The organism is Prosthecobacter sp., from assembly GCF_044227185.1.
In the GTDB taxonomy this organism is placed as follows: domain Bacteria; phylum Verrucomicrobiota; class Verrucomicrobiia; order Verrucomicrobiales; family Verrucomicrobiaceae; genus Prosthecobacter.
In genome coordinates this window covers 307,491-327,003 of the sequence record NZ_JBGAFO010000010.1, presented here as the reverse complement: position 1 = coordinate 327,003, position 19,513 = coordinate 307,491, and the positions used below count along the sequence as shown (strand labels likewise).

Genomic DNA, 19,513 nt, shown 5'->3' with positions numbered 1-19,513 from the left:
CTGGTTGTTGGAGTTTGGCGGGTCCCGGCTTATTTCAAAATAACCAACGATGTCCACCCCCCCCACGGATGCCAAAGCCAGCCCCCGAGCGCTGGCGACGCTGTTCTTCTGCACGGCGATGCCGATGGGGATGTGGAGCGTGCCGCTTTCCAATGTGTTCAAGGCGCACGAGCGGGGACATCTGGTGCCGTGGGTGTTTGCGACGACGGCGGTGGCGGCCTTCATCTCCCCGCTGTTTGTGGGAGCGATGGCGGACCAGAAGCACTCCCCGGTGCTGCTGCTGCGCTGGCTGACGGCGGCGACGAGCCTGGCGCTGCTGCTGACCAGCGCCTCCCTGGCCTGCGCGTGGAGTGACGCGGCGGTTTTGATCTGCGCGCAGGTGCTGGCGCTGGTGGCGCTGCCGGCCTGGAGCGTGACGAGCAGCATTGTGTTTTCGCAGCTTCATGATGCGAAGGCGCAGTTTGGCCCGCTGCGGGCCTGGGCCACGGGCGGGTGGATGGTGGGCTGCTGGGTGGTGAGCTTTGTGCTGCGGGCGGACGCCTCCCTGCTGGCGGCGGTGACGGCGGCGGGGCTGTGGCTGGTGGTGATGGCGCTGACGTGGAAGCTGCCGATGATCCCGCCCGGGGAGGTGGTGCAGCACCGGACGTGGAAGCAGATTCTGGGGCTGGATGCGCTGGGGCTGCTGACGCACCGGGATCATCGCGTGCTCTTCATCACCTCCGCGCTGTACTGTGTGCCGCTGGCGGCTTTTTATCCCTACACCTCGGCGCAGCTGAGGGATCTGGGGGTGAAAAACATTTCGGCTGTGATTTCGCTGGGGCAGACGACGGAGGTGATGGCCATGCTGCTGCTCTCCGGCATGCTGGCGCGTTTCCGGCTGAAGTGGGTGTTTCTATCCGGCATCGTCATCTGTGTGGTGCGGTTCTCGCTGAACACGTTCAACACGCTGCCGTGGGTGATGGCGGGGACCTTTCTGCACGGGTTTGGGTACACGCTCTACTTCATCACCACACAAATCTACCTGGAGGAGCGAATCGACCCAAAATGGCGCGTGCGTGCGCAGGCGCTGCTGGCCATGCTGATGAGCGGCGTGGGCAATCTCATCGGATACCTGGGCGGCGGCTGGTGGTATGCGGCCACGACGGTGAACAAGGTGACGGACTGGCGCGTGTTCTGGTGGGGAGAAGCTGCGATCACCGCGGTGGTGTGCGCGTTCTTTGCGCTGGCGTACCGGGGACGGGTGAGGAGCTGAAACGGCAAAACACGCCAGGGCATGCCACGCCGCCTTCGGTGCTTCAAACACCGTCCAATGATGGGACTGCAAAAACGCCGCGCGGTTTCCCGTGCGGCGTTTTGTTTTGAATGGGAGCTGTCCGAAGGGATTAACGGAAGCTTTTGGCGAAGTCGTCGGAGGTGGCTTTGGCGACGACCTTGGTTTTTTGGAAGGTGGATTTCTCGCCCTTCTCGATGAGGATGCGCTCGTAGTCGGCGGAGGACATGGGGAGCTCGATGGTCTTGTCCTGCCAGGTGGAGAGGAGGATGGCGTTGGCGAGCTCGACGCTGCGGATGCCTTCTTCGGCGGGGGAGAGGAGCTTCTCCCCTTTGAGGATGGCGTTGGTGAAGTTTTGCAGGATCTCGATGTGCTGGCCGCCGGTCTGGTCCACATGGATGTCCATGTGCCAGCTTTCGGGCATGGCGAAGGCGGCCTCGGCCTCCATGCAGAACTTGCTCATCTGCTGGCGGTTGCGCTGGAAGTGGATGCGGGTGCCGTCGGTGACGGTGAGGCGGCCCTGCTCGGCGGAGATTTCGAGCTTGTTGATGCCGGGGGCTTCGCCAGTGCTGGTGACGAAGGTGGCGGTGGTGCCGTTGTCATACTGAAGGATGGCGGTGACGTCGTCCTCGACTTCGATCTCATGGAAGCGGCCGAACTGGCAGAAGCCGCGGACTTTCTGGGGCATGCCGAAGAGCCACTGGAAGAGGTCGAGATTGTGGGGGCACTGGTTCATGAGGACGCCGCCGCCCTCACCCTTCCAGGTGCCGCGCCAGCCGCCGGTGGCGTAGTAATAGTTGGTGCGGAACCAGTTGGTGACCTCCCAGTGGACACGGCGGACGGCGCCGATCTCGCCGCTTTCGATGAGGTCCTTGACCTTCTTGAAGCAGGCGTTGGTGCGCATGTTGAACATGGCGGCGAAGATTTTGTTCTTGTCCGTGTGGGCGGCGATGAGGCGCTCGCAGTCGGCCTTGTGGACGGAGATGGGCTTTTCCACGAGGACGTGGAGGCCGGCCTGAAGGGCGGCGATGCCGATGGTGGTGTGGCTGAAGTGGGGGGTGCAGATGAGGATGGCGTCGATGTGGCCGCTGCGGATCATCAGATTGACGTCCGTGAAGGCTTTTTCACCCTCGATGAGGTTTGGCAGGGTGCCGACGCTTTCGCACAAGGCGGTGACGCGCAGGCCGGGGATCTTGCCCGCGCGAATGTTTGCAAGGTGTGCCTTGCCCATGTTTCCAAGCCCAACGATGCCGATTCTGACGGTTTCCATGGGACGAGCGTAGCGGGGCGAGCGGGACGGTCAAGCGACTCAACAGTTGCGCTTTGCACCCCCAGCCTGCATTTTACGGGCATGCGACCACCACGCCGTCTCCGAAACCTGCTCGTCCCGCTTCTGGGGTGGGGGGCGGCGCTGCTCAGCACACCTCTCATGGCAGACGACCTTCGCATTGGCATCATCGGGCTGGACACGTCGCACTCGGAGCAGTTCACGCTGCGGCTGAATGATCCGGCGAACCCGAACCACATTCCCGGGGCGCGGGTGGTGGTGGCGTTTCCGGCGGGGAGCCCGGACATCGAGGAAAGCAAGACGAGGATCGAGGGCTTTACGGCGGCGGTGCGGGACAAGTTTGGCGTGCGGATCGTGGGCAGTGTGGCGGAGGCGTGCAAGGATGTGGATGCGGTGCTGCTGCTGAGCCTGGAAGGACGGCCGCGGCTGGAGCAGATGAAGGAGATCATCGCAGCGGGGAAGCCGGTCTTCATGGACAAGCCGGTGGCGGCCTCTTTGAAGGATGCGGTGGAGATCTACAAGCTGGCGGGGGCGGCGCAGGTGCCGGTCTTCAGCGCTTCGGCGATGCGGTGGTACCCGGGCGTGCTGGAGGTGGCGAATGCGGAACAGACGCCGGCACGGAGCGCCATCTCCTACGGCCCGGCGCACGTGCTGCCGCACCATCCGGATCTATTTTTCTACGGGGTGCACCCGACGGAGGCGCTGTTTACCGTGATGGGAACGGGGTGCCTTTCCGTGATGCGTACGACGACGGCCTCCGCCTCTGTGGTGACGGGGCTGTGGGCGGAGGGGCGGATGGGGACGCTGGAGGCGATCCATGAGGGGGCGATGGGGTACAAGCTGATCCGGTTTGGGGACAAGCAGATCACGGAGCAGAAGTCTGACGGGGACTACACGCCGATGCTGCGGGAGATCGTGAAGTTTTTCCAGACGAAGCAGCCGCCGGTGTCGCCCAAGCAGACGCTGGAGATTTATGCCTTCATGGCGGCGGCGGAGGAGAGCAAGGAACGCGATGGCGCGCGGGTGACGCTGCGGGAAGTGATGGTGAAGGCGGGGGCGCCGGAAGCGTGGCTGCCGGAGGACGGCAAGGAGAAGGACAAGGCGAAGGTGGAGGCGCCGAAGTCCGTGGAGAAGGGGCTGCCGAAGCCGGGGGGGAGCTAGAAAGGGGAAGTTTGCGGTTGTTGGCGATTGTTTGCAGTGGTTGGCGGTTGTTGACGGAATCCCGAATGCCGAATGCCGAATGCCGAATGCCGAATGCCGAATGCCGAATGTGGGGCGGCGACTGAAGAAAGGACAAAAAGGACGGAAGGGACCGAAAGGACGTAGTTGTGCGCGGGGCGAACCTTTTTGGAGGTGGCTTTTCGTGGCCTTACCAAAGCAGCTTTACGCCATAAGGTGGGCAAAGTCTGCCAGAGGTGCATCGAAGTCGTCTGCCAGGACGATGCCAGGCACGGAACCATATCCTCGACGCACAACCGGCTTAGTTGCAGAAGCCGTTTCAGCGGTCTTGGATTTTAGCTGCTTCAAGTAATCCCATAGCTCGTGCAACACAGGCTCAGGCTGGTGCGCGACCTCCGAAATGATGAGCTGCTGGATCGTCATGGCTACGTGAACTTGAAACTCAAAGGCAAATGAAGATAGCCTCTGCCGTTATGTGTGCAAAAGCGGGCAGAACTCAGGTCATCACTCCGCGTTCTGCACCTGCTCGCGGATTTTTTCGAGTTCGGTTTTGGCGGTGACGACGTGGTGGGCGATTTCGGCGTTGTTGCACTTGGAGCCCATGGTGTTGAACTCGCGGAAGAATTCCTGGAGGAGGAAGTCGAGGCTGCGGCCGGAGGGGGTGGCGCCGTCGAGGTAGGCGCGAAACTGCTGCACGTGGCTGGCGGCTCGGGTGAGCTCTTCGGAGATGTCCGTGCGGTCGGCAAAGAGGGCGATCTCTTTGACGAGGCGTTCGTCGTCCAGGGGGAGAGGGAGGCCGGCTTCTTCGAGGCGCTGGCGCAGGACTTTGCGCTGGTGCTCGGGTACGGTGGCGGCTTTGGCGCGGATGGAGGCGAGGAGGGACTCGATGGTGGCGAGGCGGGCCTCGATGTCTCCACGGAGGCTGGCACCTTCGGTGGCGCGCATGCTGTTCAATTGCTTCAGGGCGGCGGTGAGGGCCTCCTGGATGGGGGGCCAGACTTCCTCGGTGGCCAGCTCGGCCTGGGCCTGGGTGATGACCCCGGGCATGCGGGTGATGTCTGTGAGGGAGATCTCGGGGGAGATGTCCAGCTTCAGCGCCAGGGAGTGCATGGCGTGGAAGTACTGCTGCGCGAGGACCTGATCCACACGGAGGGCCTCGGAGGAGGCGGCGGCGCCTGACTCCCGGCGGACGGCAACATTGACGCGGCCGCGGGAAACGGCGGTGGAAACCTCGGTGCGGACGGCGCTTTCGAGCTCGGAGAGCTCGCGGGGGAGATTGACGGCGACTTCGAGCTGCTTGCGGTTCACGGAACTGCACTCGACGCTCCATGTGACGCCGGAGCGCTGGGCTTCGCCGCGACCAAATCCTGTCATGCTTTTCATGAGCATTTGATGGAACGAGAATTGACTTTGGCAAAGTCTTTGAATGAGGGGCCGCAGATTCGCCGCGATTCTGGATTGCAAGGTCCCGAGTGCTCCCTAGTCTCGCCCTCCCTATGGCAAAAGCGGCACTCGGCAAAGGACTCGGCGCACTCATCTCGGCATCCCCTGCGGTGTCGGGGGTGTCGCGTCTGCCTGCGCTGGCGCAGCCGGCCCCGGGAGACGTGGTGAACCGTGTGACGCTGGACCAGATCGTCCCGAGCCCGCTGCAGCCGCGCAAAGAATTCCAGTCCGAGATGCTGACGGAGCTCATGGAGTCGATCCGGGAGCACGGGATCATCCAGCCGCTGATCGTGCGGCGGGTGAACGGGAAGCTGGAGCTGATCGCGGGTGAGCGGCGCTTCCGTGCCTCGCGTGAGCTGGGGCTGAAGGAGATCCCGGTCATCGTGCGGGAAGCCAGCGACAAGGACGTGCTGGAGATGGCGCTGATCGAAAACCTGCAGCGCGAGGGGCTGAACCCCATTGAAGAGGCGCAGGCGTACTCGCGCCTGGCCAAGGATTTCCAGATGCGGCAGGAAGACATCGCGCAGCGGGTGGGCAAGAACCGCGCGACGGTGGCAAACACGATGCGCCTGCTGGAACTGCCGGGCGGCATCCGCGACATGCTGGTGGCGGCGAAGATTTCCACGGGCCATGCGAAGGTGCTGCTGATGCTGAAGCAGCACGAGGAGCAGGAGCGGCTGGCGCAGCAGATCGTGGCGAAGAGCCTGACGGTGCGCGCCACGGAAAAGGCGGTGGATGCGATCCTGCACCCGCCGCCGCCACCGAAACCAAAGCCGACGGAGACGGACCTGATCCGCGCGATCCAGGCGGTGGAGCAGAAGCTGATCCAGCACCTGACGACGAACGTGAGCATTCACCACGGCGAGAAGAAGGGGCGTGTGGAGATCGACTACTATGGGGTGGAAGATTTGAACCGCATCCTGAGCGTGATCGGCGTGCCGGAAGAGACGTTTGTGGAAGAATGACGGGCGCTGCGCGCCAATGACGAAACCCGAATGAGGAATGACGAATGAAGTTCGAATGACGAAACTCTGAGGCTGCTCTTCATGACTCTGCGATTCTCACTTCGTTTTCTTTTGTCCCTTTCCGCCATTCGGCACTTCGTCATTCATTCGTCATTCGTCATTGATTCGCTACGCTCACCCCTGCGGGGCAGCCGTTGGCTGTCTGTCTCGCTTTGCTTGGCTCTGGTTTCGTCATTCCTCCCCGGCTGCAGCCCGCAGACTTCCGCCGCTCATTCCAACGACGCCGACGTCCGCGAATTCCTCACCCACTACTTCTCCACGTGGTCTGCGAAGGACATGGACGGGTACGGGGCGTGCTTTCATGAGAGTGCGCGCATTGTTTTTGTGCACCAGGGCGTGCCGCAGAGCCAGGGGGTGACGGATTTTCTGCATGGGCAGAAGCTGAGCCATGCGACCACGAGCACGCCGATGACGGAGGTGCCGACGGACATGAAGATCCTGCGGGATGAGCGCACCGCGCAGGCGAGCGTGCGGTGGAAGCTGACGAAGGGGGCCGAAGTCACGCTGGGCACCGATTGCTTTACACTCATCAAAACCGCCACCGGGTGGAAGATCATGAGCCTGGTGTTTTACAACGACTGATTCCGCGAAAAAGTATGTCCCGCACTCCTGCCAAATCTCCTGCGCCTGCACCCCAGGCGGCAGAGCCTGCCACCAATGCCAATGCGGCCTCCCCGCGCGGCACGCGCTTCTTTCTGGGGTTGTCCTGCTTCCTGGCGGGAGCGGCGATGATGGTGATCGAAATCTGCGCGTACCGGCTGCTGGCGCCGTTTTTTGGCAACAGCGTCTATACCTGGACGGCGCTGATCGGGGTGATCCTGATCGCATTTAGCGCGGGCGGTTTCCTGGGCGGGCATCTGGCGGACCGGAAGATGGCGCTGGACCTGCTGGGCTGGCTGCTGGCGGGCTCCGCGGTGCTGACGTTTTTCATTCCGGCGCTGCACACGGCCTTTGCGCTGAGCCTGAGCGCACACGGGCTCATTGCAGGGCCGGTGATGATCTCGCTGCTGCTGTTTGCGATTCCGGGGATCTTGCTGGGCGCCGTTTCGCCCGCGGCGGTGAGGTTTTACAGCCTGACGCTGAAGGACACGCATGTGGGCGCGGCGGCGGGGACCATCAGCATGCTGGGCTCGCTGGGGAGCTTTGTGGGCACGTTTCTCTCGGGCTTCTTTCTGCTGTCCACCTTTGGAGTGAGGAGCATCTTTTTTGGCACGGCGGCGCTGCTGCTGGTGCTGGCGGTGGCGGCGTTTCTGCTGGCGAAGAACACGCTGAAGCAGCAGGCGCCGGTGATCCTGAGCGGCATCTTTGCCTTTGGCATGAGCTGGCTGACGGCGCCGACGCCGAAGCCGGGGGTGCTCTTTGAGCACGAGTCGTTTTATCACCACATCGAGGTGAGCGAACGGCAGGTGGACGGCATCATGCGCCGGGTGCTGCAACTGGACTCGACGGCGGAGGGCGGCATGGATGCGAAGACGGGGGATCTGATCATGCCGTACCAGCAGTACTGGAAGCTGGCGCTGCTGCGGAATCCGGCGAAGGTGAGCAGTGCGCTCTTCATCGGAGCGGGGGCTTTTGGCATGCCGGAGAATGTGTCGCGTGATTTTCCGGAGGCGGCGGTGGATGTGGTGGAGATCGACCCGCAGGTGATCGAGGTGGGGCGGAAGTATTTCAAACTGGACGAGCACCCGCGGGTGAAGGCGCATGCGGGAGATGCGCGGCGCTACCTGCTGGAAAACGGGGGGAAAAAGTGGGACCTGATTTTTGGGGATGCGTACAACGGCGTGCGGCAGATACCGCCGCACCTGGTGACGCAGGAGTTTTACCAGCAGATCGCGGATCATCTGGAGCCGAAGGGGGTCTTCATCATGAACCTGATCGCGGCCGTGGCCGGGCCGAGGTCTGAGCTCACCTCCGGCATGCTGGCCACCCTGAGGAAGGTGTTTCCGCATGTGGAAATTTTCGATGTGGAGGCGCTGGGTCATTATCCACCGGACCGGGTGCGCAATGTCATTCTGATGTGCTCGCGCGAGGATTTGAAGCCGCTGATCAAAGACCGCTATGCGGCCGACGGGTCGTGGGAGAAACGCCTCATAGACACCCATATTCCCGCAGGCACGGTGCCGCGCTCGGCCTATGTTTTCACCGATGATCACAACCCGGTGGATGCGATCATTGCGCGGGGGCTGCTGGAGTAGGCTGGATGCTGGATGCTGGATGCTAGATCCCGGGAGTGGACTTAGCGAGGTTCCAGGGGCCTGGCGGCGGGGGCGAGGGCGGGGGCGACGAAGGCGTCGAAGACGAGGACGCCTTTGAGGGAATCGACGGCGCGTTCGAGCTGTTTGTCGCCGAGGGAGGCGAGTTCGAGGGCGGCGGCTTCGCCGGTGCCGTGGGAGGCGCGCCATTTGGCGATGCGAAGCTCCTCGTCTGAGGTGAGGGCGGAGATGATGTTGGGCTCGACACCGTTCTCGTGGATGGTGCGGTGGCTGGGGGTGTAGTACTTCGCGGTGGTGAGGCGCATGGCGGCGCCGTTTTTCATGGGGAGGATGGTCTGCACGCTGCCTTTGCCGAAGCTGGTGGTGCCGACGATGATGGCGCGCTTGAGGTCCTGCAGGGCGCCGGCGGTGAGCTCGGAGGCGCTGGCGCTGCCCTGGTTGATGAGGATGGCGATGGGGTATTTGCGGGGCTCACGGCCATTGCGCGAGGGAGTGCGGAAGGGGGGGGGATTTTGCGAGGCGACGCGGCCCTCGGTGGTGACGACGACGGTGCCCTCGGGAAGGAACTCGCCGCAGACGGCCACGGCGCTGTCCACGAGGCCGCCGGGGTTGTTGCGGAGATCGAGGACGAAGGCCTTCATGCCCTGCTTTTCGAGATCATCGAGCGCCTTGCTGAGCTCGCGTGGAGTGGGCTGGTTGTACTGCGAGATGCGGGCGTAGCCGATTTTATAATCTCCCGCCATTTTTGAGGAGAGGAGCATGGGATCGTGCACGGAGGTCTCGGCGAGGGTCTCGTGCTTCACCTTGAACTCGAGGAACTGCTTGGTGCCGGGGCGGCGGACGGTGAGGCGGACTTCATCGCCGGCCTTGCCTTTGAGAAGCTGCATGGCCTCGGCGATGCCGACGGAGTCGGTGAGGACGTCATTGATGCGGACGAGCTGATCTCCGGAGAGGATGCCGGCGGCATTGGCGGGGCCGTCTTCGCGGACGGTGATGATGGTGAGGATGCCCTGGCGGAGAGCGATGGTGATGCCGATGCCTTCGGAGGTGTCGCTCTGCTCGCGCTGCATGTCTTCAAAGAGGGACCTGCCCATGTACTCGCAGTGGGGGTCCAGCTTGTGGAGCATGCCCTCGAGCGCGCCTTCGACGAGCTCGGCGTAGGTGATCTTGGACTCGTCCACGTAATTTTGGCGCACCATCTCCATGGCGCGGGTGAGCATTTCGATCTGAGTGTAGGCGTCCTCAGGCGGGGGCTTGACGGGAGGGGAGGCGGGAGACTTGGGCTCGGACTTGGGGGCCGGCTTTGGCTCAGCAGGTTTGACGGCGGGCTTGGACGCGGGTGCCGGTGCTGGAGTGGCTGCGGGAGGTGTGGCGGGCGCAGGAGCAGGGGGAGCCGCGTGAAGGCTCAGGCTGAGGGCCGGGAAGGAGAGGAGTGCGAGGGCGCGACGCATGGGGGCATCCTGCATGATTTCGGGCAGTGTGACAGGGGAAAGTGTGGGAGCAGGGCGGGTGTGCAGATGCTGAGCACCGGAACTCAAGGTGGCTGGAGTGTGGAACGGAGATTAAGTCTCGTGTCATTCGTTCCAGAAGAGTGCTGAAAGCGGGTGGCGTGCGGGGGGGGCTCGGAGTTCCGATCCCGAGGCGGGGCGGTCGCGGTATCAGAATACCGCGCTACATCCCCGCGCGATTGCTGGATCAACCGTCCATTCCTCCGCATCAAGCTAGTCAGAAGATCTGAGGGGAGGCAAGCACTGATCGAACACTAATAAAGAACCAATGGTCCGGAGGGATGAGGGGACAGGGGGGGCAAATGGGTGCGTTTATATTTCGAAAATAACGGCTGAACCTGCAGTTTACGCGAGAATGCTGCTGACGACGTTTCCGGTGGCGCTGCCGAGGATGGTTTCGGCGCGGCCGTTGCGCTTGTAGGAGAGCTTGGTGGCGTCGAGGCCGAAGAGGTGCATCACGGTGGCGAGGTAGTCGTGGTGATACATGACGTTTTCATTGGCAAAGAGGCCCCATTCATCGGTGGAGCCGTGGACGTGGCCCTGCTTGACGCCGCCGCCGGCCATCCAGATGCTGAAGCCGTCGGTGTTGTGATCGCGGCCGGGTTTGCCGGCTTTGCCGCGGGTTTGAATGACCGGGAGGCGGCCCATCTCGCCGCCCCAGAAGACGAGGGTGCTGTCGAGGAGGCCGCGTGATTTGAGATCTTTGACCAATGCGGCGCTGGGCTGGTCTGTGGCGGCGCAGCGGGTGACGAGGGCCTCATTGATGTTTTCGTGCATGTCCCAGGCGTAGTTCCAGATCTGCACGAAGCGGACGCCGCGCTCGACGAGGCGGCGTGCGATGATGCAGGCCTCGGCCATGGCCTTGGTGGCGTCGTTGTCAGCACCGTAGAGCTTGCGGGTGGCCTCTGTTTCTTTTTTGATGTCGAGGGCGTCGGTGGCGGCGGTCTGCATGCGGGCGGCGAGCTGATAGCTGGCGATGCGGGCCTGGAGATCGAGCTCGCCGGGATGCTGGGCGAGGTGGCGGCCATTGACGCGTTCCAAGAAGGCAAGCTGGCGATCCTGGGCGCTGCCTTTGAGGTAGTCGGGCGGATCGAGATTCATGATGCGCGGCTCCTGCTCACGCACATGGGTGCCTTGATAAATGGAGGGCAGCAGACCGCTGCTCCAGTAAGGGGAGCCGGGGGGATTTTTGCGGATGATGAGGGCGACGAAGGCGGGGAGGTCGCGGGACTCACTGCCGAGGCCGTAGGTGATCCAACTGCCGAGGGCGGGCTTGCCATTGAGGCCGGTGCCAGTGTCCATGGCCTTCATGCCGGCGACGTGGTTGCGGATGCCCTTGAGGTTCATGCTGCGGATGAGCGTCATCTCATCCGCGACGCTGCCGATGTGCGGGATGAGCTCGGACATCTCAATGCCGCTCTGGCCGTGCTTGGAAAACTTGAAGGGGCTGCCCATGACGGTGCGGGTGGCGCCGCCGGTGTTGTCGAATTTGATCTCGCCGCCGGGGAAGAGCTTGCCGTCCCATTTGTTGAGGAGGGGCTTGGGATCAAACATGTCCATGTGGCTGGGGCCGCCGCCCATGAAGAGGGAGATCATGGCCTTGGCCTTCGGCTGGAAGTGCGGCTGCTTGGGCAGCGTGTCGTAGATGATGGGCGCGAGCGGCGGCTTCTCGGGGCCGGCGGCTGCGGCGGCGAGGAGACCGTCCTCTGCCAGCAGTGTGGCCAGGCCCATGGCGCCAAGATTGAACGCATTGCTGCCGAGGAAGTGACGGCGAGACTGGCAGAAGTCGGGGCTCATTCGATGTAGAGGAAAGGGTTTGAACCGAGCAGGGCCTGGCAGAGGCTGGCGAGAGCTTTTTCGGAGGCATCGCTGCCGGCGGGCAGGGCCTTGGTTTGGGCGGTGAGGTAGGCGATGGCGTCCTGATGATCTTGTGAGGAAGGGGCGCGACCGAAGGCGAGGGTCCAGGCGTGGGTGGCTTGTTTGGAGGTGTCATCGCCGGCTTCTTTGATGACGCGTTTGGCGAAGGCCTGGGACTGCTCCACGACGAAGCTGCTGTTCATGAGCAGGAGGGACTGCGGGGCGACGGTGCTGATGTTTCGCGCTTCGCAGTTGGGCTCCATCTGCGGGGAGTCGAAGACGGCGAGCTGATAAGGCAGGGCGCTGCGGCGCTGCTGGACGTAGATGCTGCGGCGGAATTCGCGGCCGTCCGCGGCGGGCTCTTTCTCGCCGATGACGACCTGGGCATTGGCATCTTCCATGACGCCGACGGGTTCGCCAAAGTGCCGGGGATTGAGGCGGCCGGTGACGGCGAGCGTGGCATCGCGAATGGTTTCGGCCTCGAGGCGGCGGACGTTCATGCGCCAGAGGAGGACGTTGGCAGAGTCGAGTTGCTCGGCCTCGGGGCGGCGCTGGGACGACTGCCTGTAAGTGGAGGAAAGCAGCACGAGGCGGTGGAGGTGCTTGAGGCTCCAGCCGTTGCTCATGAAGTCGCTGGCGAGCCAGTCGAGGAGTTCGGGATGGGAGGGCTTTTCTCCTTGTGCGCCGAAGTCGCCGGCGCTGTTGACGATGCCGCGGCCGAAGTGGTGCATCCAGAAACGGTTCACCAAAACGCGGGCGAGAAGGGGATGATGGCCGCTGGTGAGATGCTTTGCGAAAGCCAAGCGGCGGCCGCTGGTGGGGAGGGTTTTGTCTTTGGGAGCGATGTCCACGGGGAGCACATCTCCGAGCACGGTGAGATCGCCGGGGCCGACCTCCGCACCGGGGGATTCGTGATTGCCGCGGAGGAAGACTTTCGTGACTGGCAGGGGGCGCTTGGGCACTTCACTGAGAGCGCGGACGGTGCCGATCTTGGGCATGCGTGCGTTCACGGCGGCGATGTCGGCCTTGTGTTTCGCGACGTCGGCCTCGAACTCCTTCACCTTCTCATCGTGGCGCTGCACGAAGAGGTTTAACTGCTGCTCGGTGGCGGCGACTTTGAGGAAGGGGTAATCGGAGAGGAATTGTTTTTCTTCGGGCGTGAGGCTCTTCTCGCGGTCCTTGCGCCATTTCAATGCGGCGGCTTTGCCGTAGGCACGATCCTTTTCGGTGATGGCTTCCAGCTCAGCATTGAGGGTCCATTCTTGATAAGCATCGAGCTTCTTCTGGTAGTCGGCTTCGATCTGTTTGATCTCGGCGGAGAGGGCGGTCTCCTTGGTTTTGTCGGCTGCGGTGCGGAGGGAGACTTCGCGCAGTTTGGGCTCGTACCATCCGGCGTAGTTGAGGCCGGGCTCGAGAATGGCACGGAGGCGGTAGAAGTCTTTTTGCAGGATGGGATCGAAGCGGTGATCGTGGCATTCGGCGCAGCCGACGGTCATGCCGAGGAGCGAGCTGGAGACGATCTTGACGGTCTCGGTGATGACGGCGTTTTTTGCGACAGCATCCTTGGTGCTGGCGGTGCCATCGGGGGCCATGCGGAGGAAGCCGGTGGCGGTGAGCTTGTCGATTTCGTCGGGTTTGAGTTCGCCGTCTTTGGGGTAGCCGATGAGTTCATCGCCGGCGAGCTGCTCGGTGATGAAGCGATCGAAAGGCATGTCTGCATTGAAGGCTCGGATGACGTAGTCGCGGTAGCGCCAGGCGGAGGAGCGTTCGGCATCGGCGTCGTCGTAGCCTTCGCTGTCGGCATAACCGACGACGTCCAGCCAGTGGCGGCCCCAGCGCTCGCCGTATTCAGGGCGGGCGAGCAGGCGCTCGATGAGGCGCTCGTAGGCGGTGGTCGAGTCGCGGGATTCTTGAATGAAGGCGGTGACTTCCGCGGCGGTGGGAGGCAGGCCGATGAGATCGAAGTAAACGCGGCGGATGAGGGTTGCGGGGTCGGCTTCCTTTGAGGGCGTGAGTTTGGACGCGGCCAGTTTTTGGCGGATGAAGGCGTCGAGGGGGGAGGAGTTTAAAGTTGTCGCTGCGCTCTCATGGGAAGGAGTGCTGGAGGAGCTTGGAACCTTGGGGTTTTGGATGGGGCGGAAGGCCCACCACTGGCGCTCTTCTTCGGTGATGAAGTGGCCTTCGATTTTTTCGGGCTCGGGGCGCAGGGTCTTGGCGCCGGTGGCGATCCATTGCTCGATTTTTGAGACTTCCTCGGGCTTCAGTTTTTTGTCGCCTTTGGGCATCTTGCCTTTTTTGAGGAGGTCGATGAGGAGGCTTTCGTGGGGCTTGCCGGCGACGATGGCGGGGCCGGATTCGCCGCCTTTTTCGAGGAAGCGTTTCAGGCGCACGTCGAGGTCGCCTTTGACTTCGCCCTCCTCGCCGTGGCACTGGAAGCAGTGGGCTTTGAGGATGGGGCGGACATCGCGCTCAAAGGAGAGCTCCGCCGCATGCAAAGGGAAGGCGGCAGAGAGAGCGATGGCGGCGGTGGCGAGCTTCATGAGGGACGCGAGATAACGTCCCTATGAAGGCGGGGCTTTCGAGGGAAGGGGGGAGACGGAGCGGTGGAGAAAAGGTGGAAAGACGAGGAGTGGAGAGATTTTAGATTCTCCAGGTCTCACTGCCGCAGGTCCAGCTCCCGCGCCTCCAGCTTCAGCAAAAAGGCCTTCGCCTCCATGCCTCCCGCAAAGCCCGTCAGCTTGCCGTTTGAGCCGATCACCCGGTGACAGGGCGCGATGATCGAGATCGGGTTCCTGCCGTTTGCCGCACCCACCGCGCGCACTGCCGCGGGGTTCCCGATCTGCTCCGCCACCTGCGCATAGCTGCGCGTCTCCCCAAAGGGGATCGTCAGCAGCGCCGCCCACACCTGCTTCTGAAACTCCGTGCCGGTGAAGTCCAGCTTCAGCGAAAACTTCTCCAGCCGGCCCTCGAAGTAATCCCGCAACTGCCGCTCCGTCTCCACCAGCACCGGGTGGGTTTTGTTTTCTTGAAGGTCACCGAGGCGCACCCGCTTCGGATCGTCATCCTCCCACAGCACCGCGGCCAGCCCGCGGTCATTCGCCACCAGCGTGAGCCTCCCCACCGGTGAGGGCATGGTTTTGTAATAGCAGCGGGGAGAGGCCGGATTCTTTTTCATGGGGCGATGATGACCTGCCTTCGCAGTGTCCGCTGGCCGTTTTCGGACATGAAGATAAAATAACTGCATGTCCGAAAACGGCCAGTCAACGTAGTCCTGTGACCCTAGCATACGCCATCCCCAGCCGCCATGAACCTCATTGATGACGATGCCGCCTACAGCGCCCTGAAGTCCCACGACCCGCGTTTTGACGGCGTGTTCTACGTCGGAGTCACCTCCACCGGCATCTATTGCAGGCCCGTCTGCCCCGCCCGCGTGCCCAGGCGTGAAAACTGCCGCTTCTTCGCCAGCGCCAGCGCGGCGGAGAAGGCCTCGTTCCGCCCCTGCCTGCGCTGCCGCCCGGAGCTTGCCCCCGGCCATGCGCCGATGGATCAGGCGCACCGCCTCGCAGACCGGATCGTTCAACGCATGGATGAAGGCCTCGCCGATGAAGGCGCGGGGTTGGAGGAAATCGCCGCGCAGTTCGGCCTCAGCTCACGCCAGCTCCGCCGCATCGTGCAGCAGGAGCTGGGCGTTTCCCCCATCGAGCTCATCCAGACGCGCCGGCTTCTGCTCGCCAAACAACTCCTCACCGAAACCAGGCTTCCCGTCATCGACATCGCCTTTGCGAGCGGCTTCTCCAGCCTGCGGCGTTTCAATGACGCCTTCAGCACGCACTACCGAATGCCGCCCACAAGCCTGCGCAGGGAAGCCGCCGCGCATCCGGCGAAACTCCACGCCGCCGACACCTCCACGCTACAGCTCGGCTACCGCCCGCCTTACGACTGGGAGTCCATGCTTCACTTCCTCGCCGGGCGCGCCATTCGGGAGGTGGAGCTCGTCTCTGACACCTCCTACTTCCGCACCGTCCGCCTCGGCAGCCATACCGGCTGGATCAAAGTCTCCCACGCCGCAGCCAGGAATGCCCTTCAGGTGGAGTTCAGCCACTCGCTGACCCCGGTTCTCCCCGCACTGCTCGGCCGCCTGCGCCATGTGTTCGATCTCACCGCCCGACCCGATGTCATCTCCGCCCACCTCATGCAGGACGCCACGCTCAAAAAAGCGGTCATGCAAAAGCCCGGTCTGCGCGTCCCCGGTGCCTTCGATGGCTTCGAGATGGCCGTGCGCGCCATCCTCGGCCAGCAGATCACCGTGCAGGCCGCCACCAAGATCGCCTGCCGCTACGCCGAGGCCTTTGGCGAAAAAATTGAAACGCCATTTCCCGAGCTCAGCCGCCTTTCACCACTGGCCACCCAGGTCACCCGCTCCACCGTCGATGAGATCGCCAGCCTCGGCATCATCCGCACTCGCGCTGCCTGCATCCTCGCCATGGCAGAGGCCACCCGCTCAGGTTCCCTCCACCTGGAGCCGGGAGCCGATCCGGAGGCGACCATCGCCAAGTTGGTGGCTCTCCCCGGCATCGGTCCCTGGACCGCCCACTACATCGCCATGCGCGCCCTCCGCTGGCCCGATGCCTTCCCCAAGGAAGACATCGCCGTCCGCAACAAGCTCGGCGGCGTCACCGCGAAGCAGGCCGAGGAGATGTCCCAAGCCTGGCGCCCCTGGCGCAGCTACGCGGTGCTGCATGTGTGGAACAGCCTGTGATGCCACGCACAACTGAAAACGGGTGCAGAGGTCCCGGCGCGAAGCGCCGAACCAGTACGATGGGCACTCTTGCCTGTCGATCAGCGCTCCCGAACGCATCAGCGTTTCCGAGTTTTCACACCGCAGTCCATCGGTGTAAAGCCCCGCCGAAGCGCTTTGGGTCGAACCGCAACCACTCTGCGATGCCTGCGAAGCGTCCCGGAACGACTGGAGTTCAGTCTGTGACTACGGTGCCTTCCCAAACGCCGCCTTGAACGCCTGCGTCGTCGCCGGCCACTCCTTCTCCCGCTGGTTCAGCTCTCCCGGATAACCCGAATTCGAATTCCAGTACGTGTGCGACCTTGCCCCGTTCGTTTTCAAAAAAGCCGCCATCGCCTCCACAAAAGGTGCTGCATCCGGGCCCCACACGCCCCATTCATCGATCTGAAACGGCTTCCCATGCGCCTTCGCAAAGGCCAGCATGCCGGCCACGTGCCACTCGTTGTAGCCGTACTGGCTCACGCGTTTGTCCCAGGCCTCTTTGGGGTCGTTGGTTTCCCAGCCTTCGCCGCCCATCGCCTTGGGCTTCCAGTACACATCCTGCGCCACGATGTCCACATACGCATCGCCCGGCCACATCGGCCGCGGGTCGCTGGCCCCTTCGGTGGTTGAAAAGCTGAAGCGAAACCGCTCTCCACCCGGCACGCCGCGAAACACCCCGTGAAACCGCTGCCATGACGCGATGAAGTCCGGAATCTGCGCCTGCTTCGCCCCGCCCACACCCCACGCGAACCACTCGCCGTTCATCTCATGACTTGGCCGGATCACGATTTCATATTCGCCCGGATTGTTTTCCAGAATCGATGCCGCCAGGCACTTCCAATGCTCGTCATAGGCTCCCGTCTTCGCCTCGGCATAGCTGGCCCCGTTGATGATGATCGGCACGTCATACACCAGCCGCCGGTCGCCGCGCTCGCCATACACCGTCTGGCTCAGCCAGTTCGCATAGCGGTAGTTCTCCCACTTCTGAAAATCCACCGTGCACAGGATCACATCCACCCGGCGGCCCAGCCACTTCTCAAAATCCAGCACCCGCTGCATGGAGTTTTCTCCAAACACGCCCATCAGCGGTTCTGAGGCGGGGGTGGAGAGTGGAAGGAGCAGGGCCAGAGCGGCGATGAGAGCGGAGCGGGGAATCATGGAGCTTTTTGTTTCGGCTGAAGATTCGTGTGGATAAAGAAGCCTTGCTGAAACTTCAAGGGGCGGTTTTGCCATTGAGAATGGCAGAAAGTTTTTCATCCACGAACATTCCATGCTTGAGCACCTTCAGGAGCTGATGCTCGGGGTCTTTTGATTTGTCCATTGGAGTCACGGTGATTTCCTCTCGTCTGACCAGCTGGGTGGAGTATTTTTGCCGGCCTGTGGGTCCATTGAGCTGAGGAGTCTTCACGATCTCATCATCCATGTTTTGTCGGGAGGTCACCGTCACCCATAAGCCTCCTCGTCCCAAGAGATCGGCATGCTTGTCTTTGAGTTTCCGCTTCAAAGCCGCATGCGCATCCCTGAGCTGCTGGCCGCGCACTTTCATGTCTTGCTCATACAAACGCAGTTCCCGATGGCTTGCCAGCTTGTACTCAACATCAAGCTGGAAGCTCCGGTCCAGGACATGTTCCTCCCTGTGGTGAACATATAAGTCCGAAGGCGGCTGGCCGTTCAAGGGCAGGCGGCCAAATAAACCCGGGGGACTGGCCCTGGGAACTTCCTTCGGCGGAAGCAGCGCGTAAAATTGCCGGCGCGTCATGCCGGGCTGAATCATGGCCACCAGCTTTTCGTAGCTCCTTTGGCGCATCGCCACGGGGTCTTTGGTTGAAACACAACTGCTGGTGGTGGTCACCACCCAAATCATTGCAGCAGTAAAAACGCGGAAACGGCTGTCTCTCATGGCTGCGGCGTGGGTGGCGGATCCAGCGCGGAGAGGGTGGGATTCGAACCCACGGTGGGGATAAACCCACGCCAGTTTTCAAGACTGGAGCCATAAACCACTCGACCACCTCTCCTGGTGCTGCGTTGCGGAACACTCACAGTAGGCAACCCGGAGCGGCCTGCCAAGGGGAAGTTTTGCACCGGGCACAAGTCACGATTGATCCCCGCCGGGGCGGCGTCCATGGTCGCCGCGCATGATTCACCCGACCGCCCTCATTGACTCCAGCGCTCAAATCGACCCCTCCGTTGAGATCGGCCCCTATGTGGTGATTGAAGGCCCGGCCGAGATCGCGGCGGGATGCAAAATCGAGGCTCACGCGCAGCTCGTCGGCCACGTCGTGGTGGGGGAGGGGACCAGGATCGGCCGCGGCGCCGTCATCGGCGGGGAGCCGCAGGATCTCAGCTTTGACCCCGCCACGCAGAGCAGCGTCATTTTGGGCAAAAAGAACGTGATCCGCGAGCATGTGACGATCCATCGCGGCAGCAAGCCGGGCTCCGTGACCCGGATCGGGGAGAGCAATTTCCTCATGGTGGGCAGCCACCTGGCCCATGACGTGGTTCTGGGAGACCGCAACATCCTGGCCAATGGGGTGCTGCTGGCCGGGCACATCCATGTGGGGAACAACACCTTCATGGGCGGAGGCGCCGTGTTTCACCAGTTCCTGCGCATTGGCGACTTCTGCGTCATCCAGGGGAATGGCAGCTTCAGCAAGGACATCCCGCACTTCTGCGCGGCCCAGCGCGTCAATCGCATCACGGGGCTGAATGTCATCGGCCTGCGGCGGCAGGGTTTTACCACGGAGGAGCGGGGCGCCATCAAGGAGCTTTTCCAGCTTCTGTTTTGCGGGGGGCTGAACCTGACCCAGGCGGTGGAGCAGGCAGCGGGCCGGGAATGGCCGGAAAAAGCACTGCGGCTGCTGGAGTTTGTGCAGGCACCGAGCAAGAAAGGGGTGTGCCCGGTGCGTCCGGGACGGGAGGACGAGTGAGTAGAAAAAAGTCCGGCTTTTTC

General features: G+C 62.9%; 16 protein-coding genes and 1 tRNA gene. 7 read left to right on the top strand and 10 right to left on the bottom strand.

The genetic code is table 11. From position 1 onward, the window contains the following. Positions 1–49 precede the first annotated feature (49 nt). Entirely contained in the window at positions 50–1,252 is a 1,203-nt protein-coding gene (locus ACILSQ_RS23045) for an MFS transporter (RefSeq protein ID WP_395746024.1), read from the top strand. A 130-nt stretch (positions 1,253–1,382) separates the two neighbouring features. Here ACILSQ_RS23045 and ACILSQ_RS23040 read toward each other — a convergent pair whose 3' ends face one another. Further along, positions 1,383–2,540: a Gfo/Idh/MocA family protein gene (locus ACILSQ_RS23040; protein ID WP_395746023.1), complete on the bottom strand. Its 1,158-nt coding sequence runs from the start codon at positions 2,538–2,540 to the stop codon at positions 1,383–1,385. 159 nt (positions 2,541–2,699) lie between these two features. Between ACILSQ_RS23040 and ACILSQ_RS23035 the strand changes: the two genes are divergently transcribed. After that, a complete protein-coding gene (locus tag ACILSQ_RS23035; RefSeq protein WP_395746022.1) occupies positions 2,700–3,719 on the top strand; it encodes a Gfo/Idh/MocA family protein in 1,020 nt (339 codons plus the stop codon). A 222-nt stretch (positions 3,720–3,941) separates the two neighbouring features. Here the strand turns inward: ACILSQ_RS23035 and ACILSQ_RS23030 are convergent, their stop codons facing one another. After that, on the bottom strand, positions 3,942–4,109 hold the full coding sequence (locus tag ACILSQ_RS23030) for a hypothetical protein (RefSeq protein WP_395746042.1): 168 nt from the start codon (positions 4,107–4,109) through the stop codon (positions 3,942–3,944). Between the two features lie 132 nt (positions 4,110–4,241). Beyond that, positions 4,242–5,120 carry a YicC/YloC family endoribonuclease gene (locus tag ACILSQ_RS23025; protein WP_395746021.1) on the bottom strand — a complete coding sequence of 293 codons (879 nt, stop codon included), beginning with the start codon at positions 5,118–5,120 and terminating at the stop codon, positions 4,242–4,244. A 113-nt stretch (positions 5,121–5,233) separates the two neighbouring features. Here ACILSQ_RS23025 and ACILSQ_RS23020 point away from each other — a divergent pair, with 113 nt between their 5' ends. From ACILSQ_RS23020 to ACILSQ_RS23010, 3 genes are all read left to right on the top strand, one after another. Next, entirely contained in the window at positions 5,234–6,145 is a 912-nt protein-coding gene (locus tag ACILSQ_RS23020; protein WP_395746020.1) for a ParB/RepB/Spo0J family partition protein, read from the top strand. Positions 6,146–6,361: 216 nt separating this feature from the next. Next, entirely contained in the window at positions 6,362–6,787 is a 426-nt protein-coding gene (locus tag ACILSQ_RS23015) for a nuclear transport factor 2 family protein (protein ID WP_395746019.1), read from the top strand. A 14-nt stretch (positions 6,788–6,801) separates the two neighbouring features. Then, on the top strand, positions 6,802–8,400 hold the full coding sequence (locus ACILSQ_RS23010) for a fused MFS/spermidine synthase (RefSeq protein ID WP_395746018.1): 1,599 nt from the start codon (positions 6,802–6,804) through the stop codon (positions 8,398–8,400). A gap of 41 nt (positions 8,401–8,441) precedes the next feature. Here ACILSQ_RS23010 and ACILSQ_RS23005 read toward each other — a convergent pair whose 3' ends face one another. From ACILSQ_RS23005 to ACILSQ_RS22990, 4 genes are all read right to left on the bottom strand, one after another. Further along, positions 8,442–9,869, bottom strand: coding sequence for a S41 family peptidase (locus ACILSQ_RS23005; RefSeq protein WP_395746017.1), 1,428 nt, complete (start codon positions 9,867–9,869; stop codon positions 8,442–8,444). A 402-nt stretch (positions 9,870–10,271) separates the two neighbouring features. Then, positions 10,272–11,723, bottom strand: coding sequence for a DUF1501 domain-containing protein (locus ACILSQ_RS23000; RefSeq protein ID WP_395746016.1), 1,452 nt, complete (start codon positions 11,721–11,723; stop codon positions 10,272–10,274). Continuing rightward, positions 11,720–14,323, bottom strand: coding sequence for a PSD1 and planctomycete cytochrome C domain-containing protein (locus tag ACILSQ_RS22995; protein WP_395746015.1), 2,604 nt, complete (start codon positions 14,321–14,323; stop codon positions 11,720–11,722). The genes ACILSQ_RS23000 and ACILSQ_RS22995 overlap by 4 nt, the downstream gene beginning before the upstream one ends. Before the next feature lie 116 nt (positions 14,324–14,439). Beyond that, complete coding sequence (locus tag ACILSQ_RS22990; RefSeq protein ID WP_395746014.1) at positions 14,440–14,958, bottom strand: methylated-DNA--[protein]-cysteine S-methyltransferase; 519 nt, start codon at positions 14,956–14,958, stop codon at positions 14,440–14,442. A 129-nt stretch (positions 14,959–15,087) separates the two neighbouring features. Here ACILSQ_RS22990 and ACILSQ_RS22985 point away from each other — a divergent pair, with 129 nt between their 5' ends. After that, positions 15,088–16,542, top strand: a complete 1,455-nt coding sequence (locus ACILSQ_RS22985; protein WP_395746013.1) for an AlkA N-terminal domain-containing protein — start codon at positions 15,088–15,090, stop codon at positions 16,540–16,542. Between the two features lie 225 nt (positions 16,543–16,767). On the opposite strand, the gene ACILSQ_RS22980 is transcribed toward ACILSQ_RS22985, so the two are convergent. The 3 genes from ACILSQ_RS22980 to ACILSQ_RS22970 all read right to left on the bottom strand — a co-directional run bounded on the left by ACILSQ_RS22980 (position 16,768) and on the right by ACILSQ_RS22970 (position 18,578). After that, the gene (locus ACILSQ_RS22980; RefSeq protein ID WP_395746012.1) at positions 16,768–17,721 is read right to left on the bottom strand and encodes a glycosyl hydrolase; all 954 of its coding nucleotides are present in this window, start codon (positions 17,719–17,721) and stop codon (positions 16,768–16,770) included. A gap of 55 nt (positions 17,722–17,776) precedes the next feature. Beyond that, positions 17,777–18,463, bottom strand: a complete 687-nt coding sequence (locus tag ACILSQ_RS22975) for a hypothetical protein (RefSeq protein ID WP_395746011.1) — start codon at positions 18,461–18,463, stop codon at positions 17,777–17,779. Between the two features lie 28 nt (positions 18,464–18,491). Further along, positions 18,492–18,578, bottom strand: a tRNA-Ser gene (locus ACILSQ_RS22970). A 120-nt stretch (positions 18,579–18,698) separates the two neighbouring features. Between ACILSQ_RS22970 and lpxA the strand changes: the two genes are divergently transcribed. Then, positions 18,699–19,490 (top strand): acyl-ACP--UDP-N-acetylglucosamine O-acyltransferase, encoded by a 792-nt coding sequence (lpxA, locus tag ACILSQ_RS22965; protein WP_395746010.1) that lies wholly within the window; start codon positions 18,699–18,701, stop codon positions 19,488–19,490. Positions 19,491–19,513: the final 23 nt, after the last annotated feature.

Coding starts and splice junctions, on each gene's coding strand:
- ACILSQ_RS23045 (WP_395746024.1), top strand. CDS start 50: ATGTCCACCCCCCCCACGGATGCCAAAGCCAGCCCCCGAGCGCTGGCG.
- ACILSQ_RS23040 (WP_395746023.1), bottom strand. CDS start 2,540: ATGGAAACCGTCAGAATCGGCATCGTTGGGCTTGGAAACATGGGCAAG.
- ACILSQ_RS23035 (WP_395746022.1), top strand. CDS start 2,700: ATGGCAGACGACCTTCGCATTGGCATCATCGGGCTGGACACGTCGCAC.
- ACILSQ_RS23025 (WP_395746021.1), bottom strand. CDS start 5,120: ATGAAAAGCATGACAGGATTTGGTCGCGGCGAAGCCCAGCGCTCCGGC.
- ACILSQ_RS23020 (WP_395746020.1), top strand. CDS start 5,234: ATGGCAAAAGCGGCACTCGGCAAAGGACTCGGCGCACTCATCTCGGCA.
- ACILSQ_RS23010 (WP_395746018.1), top strand. CDS start 6,802: ATGTCCCGCACTCCTGCCAAATCTCCTGCGCCTGCACCCCAGGCGGCA.
- ACILSQ_RS23005 (WP_395746017.1), bottom strand. CDS start 9,869: ATGCGTCGCGCCCTCGCACTCCTCTCCTTCCCGGCCCTCAGCCTGAGC.
- ACILSQ_RS23000 (WP_395746016.1), bottom strand. CDS start 11,723: ATGAGCCCCGACTTCTGCCAGTCTCGCCGTCACTTCCTCGGCAGCAAT.
- ACILSQ_RS22995 (WP_395746015.1), bottom strand. CDS start 14,323: ATGAAGCTCGCCACCGCCGCCATCGCTCTCTCTGCCGCCTTCCCTTTG.
- ACILSQ_RS22990 (WP_395746014.1), bottom strand. CDS start 14,958: ATGAAAAAGAATCCGGCCTCTCCCCGCTGCTATTACAAAACCATGCCC.
- ACILSQ_RS22985 (WP_395746013.1), top strand. CDS start 15,088: ATGAACCTCATTGATGACGATGCCGCCTACAGCGCCCTGAAGTCCCAC.
- ACILSQ_RS22980 (WP_395746012.1), bottom strand. CDS start 17,721: ATGATTCCCCGCTCCGCTCTCATCGCCGCTCTGGCCCTGCTCCTTCCA.
- ACILSQ_RS22975 (WP_395746011.1), bottom strand. CDS start 18,463: ATGAGAGACAGCCGTTTCCGCGTTTTTACTGCTGCAATGATTTGGGTG.
- lpxA (WP_395746010.1), top strand. CDS start 18,699: ATGATTCACCCGACCGCCCTCATTGACTCCAGCGCTCAAATCGACCCC.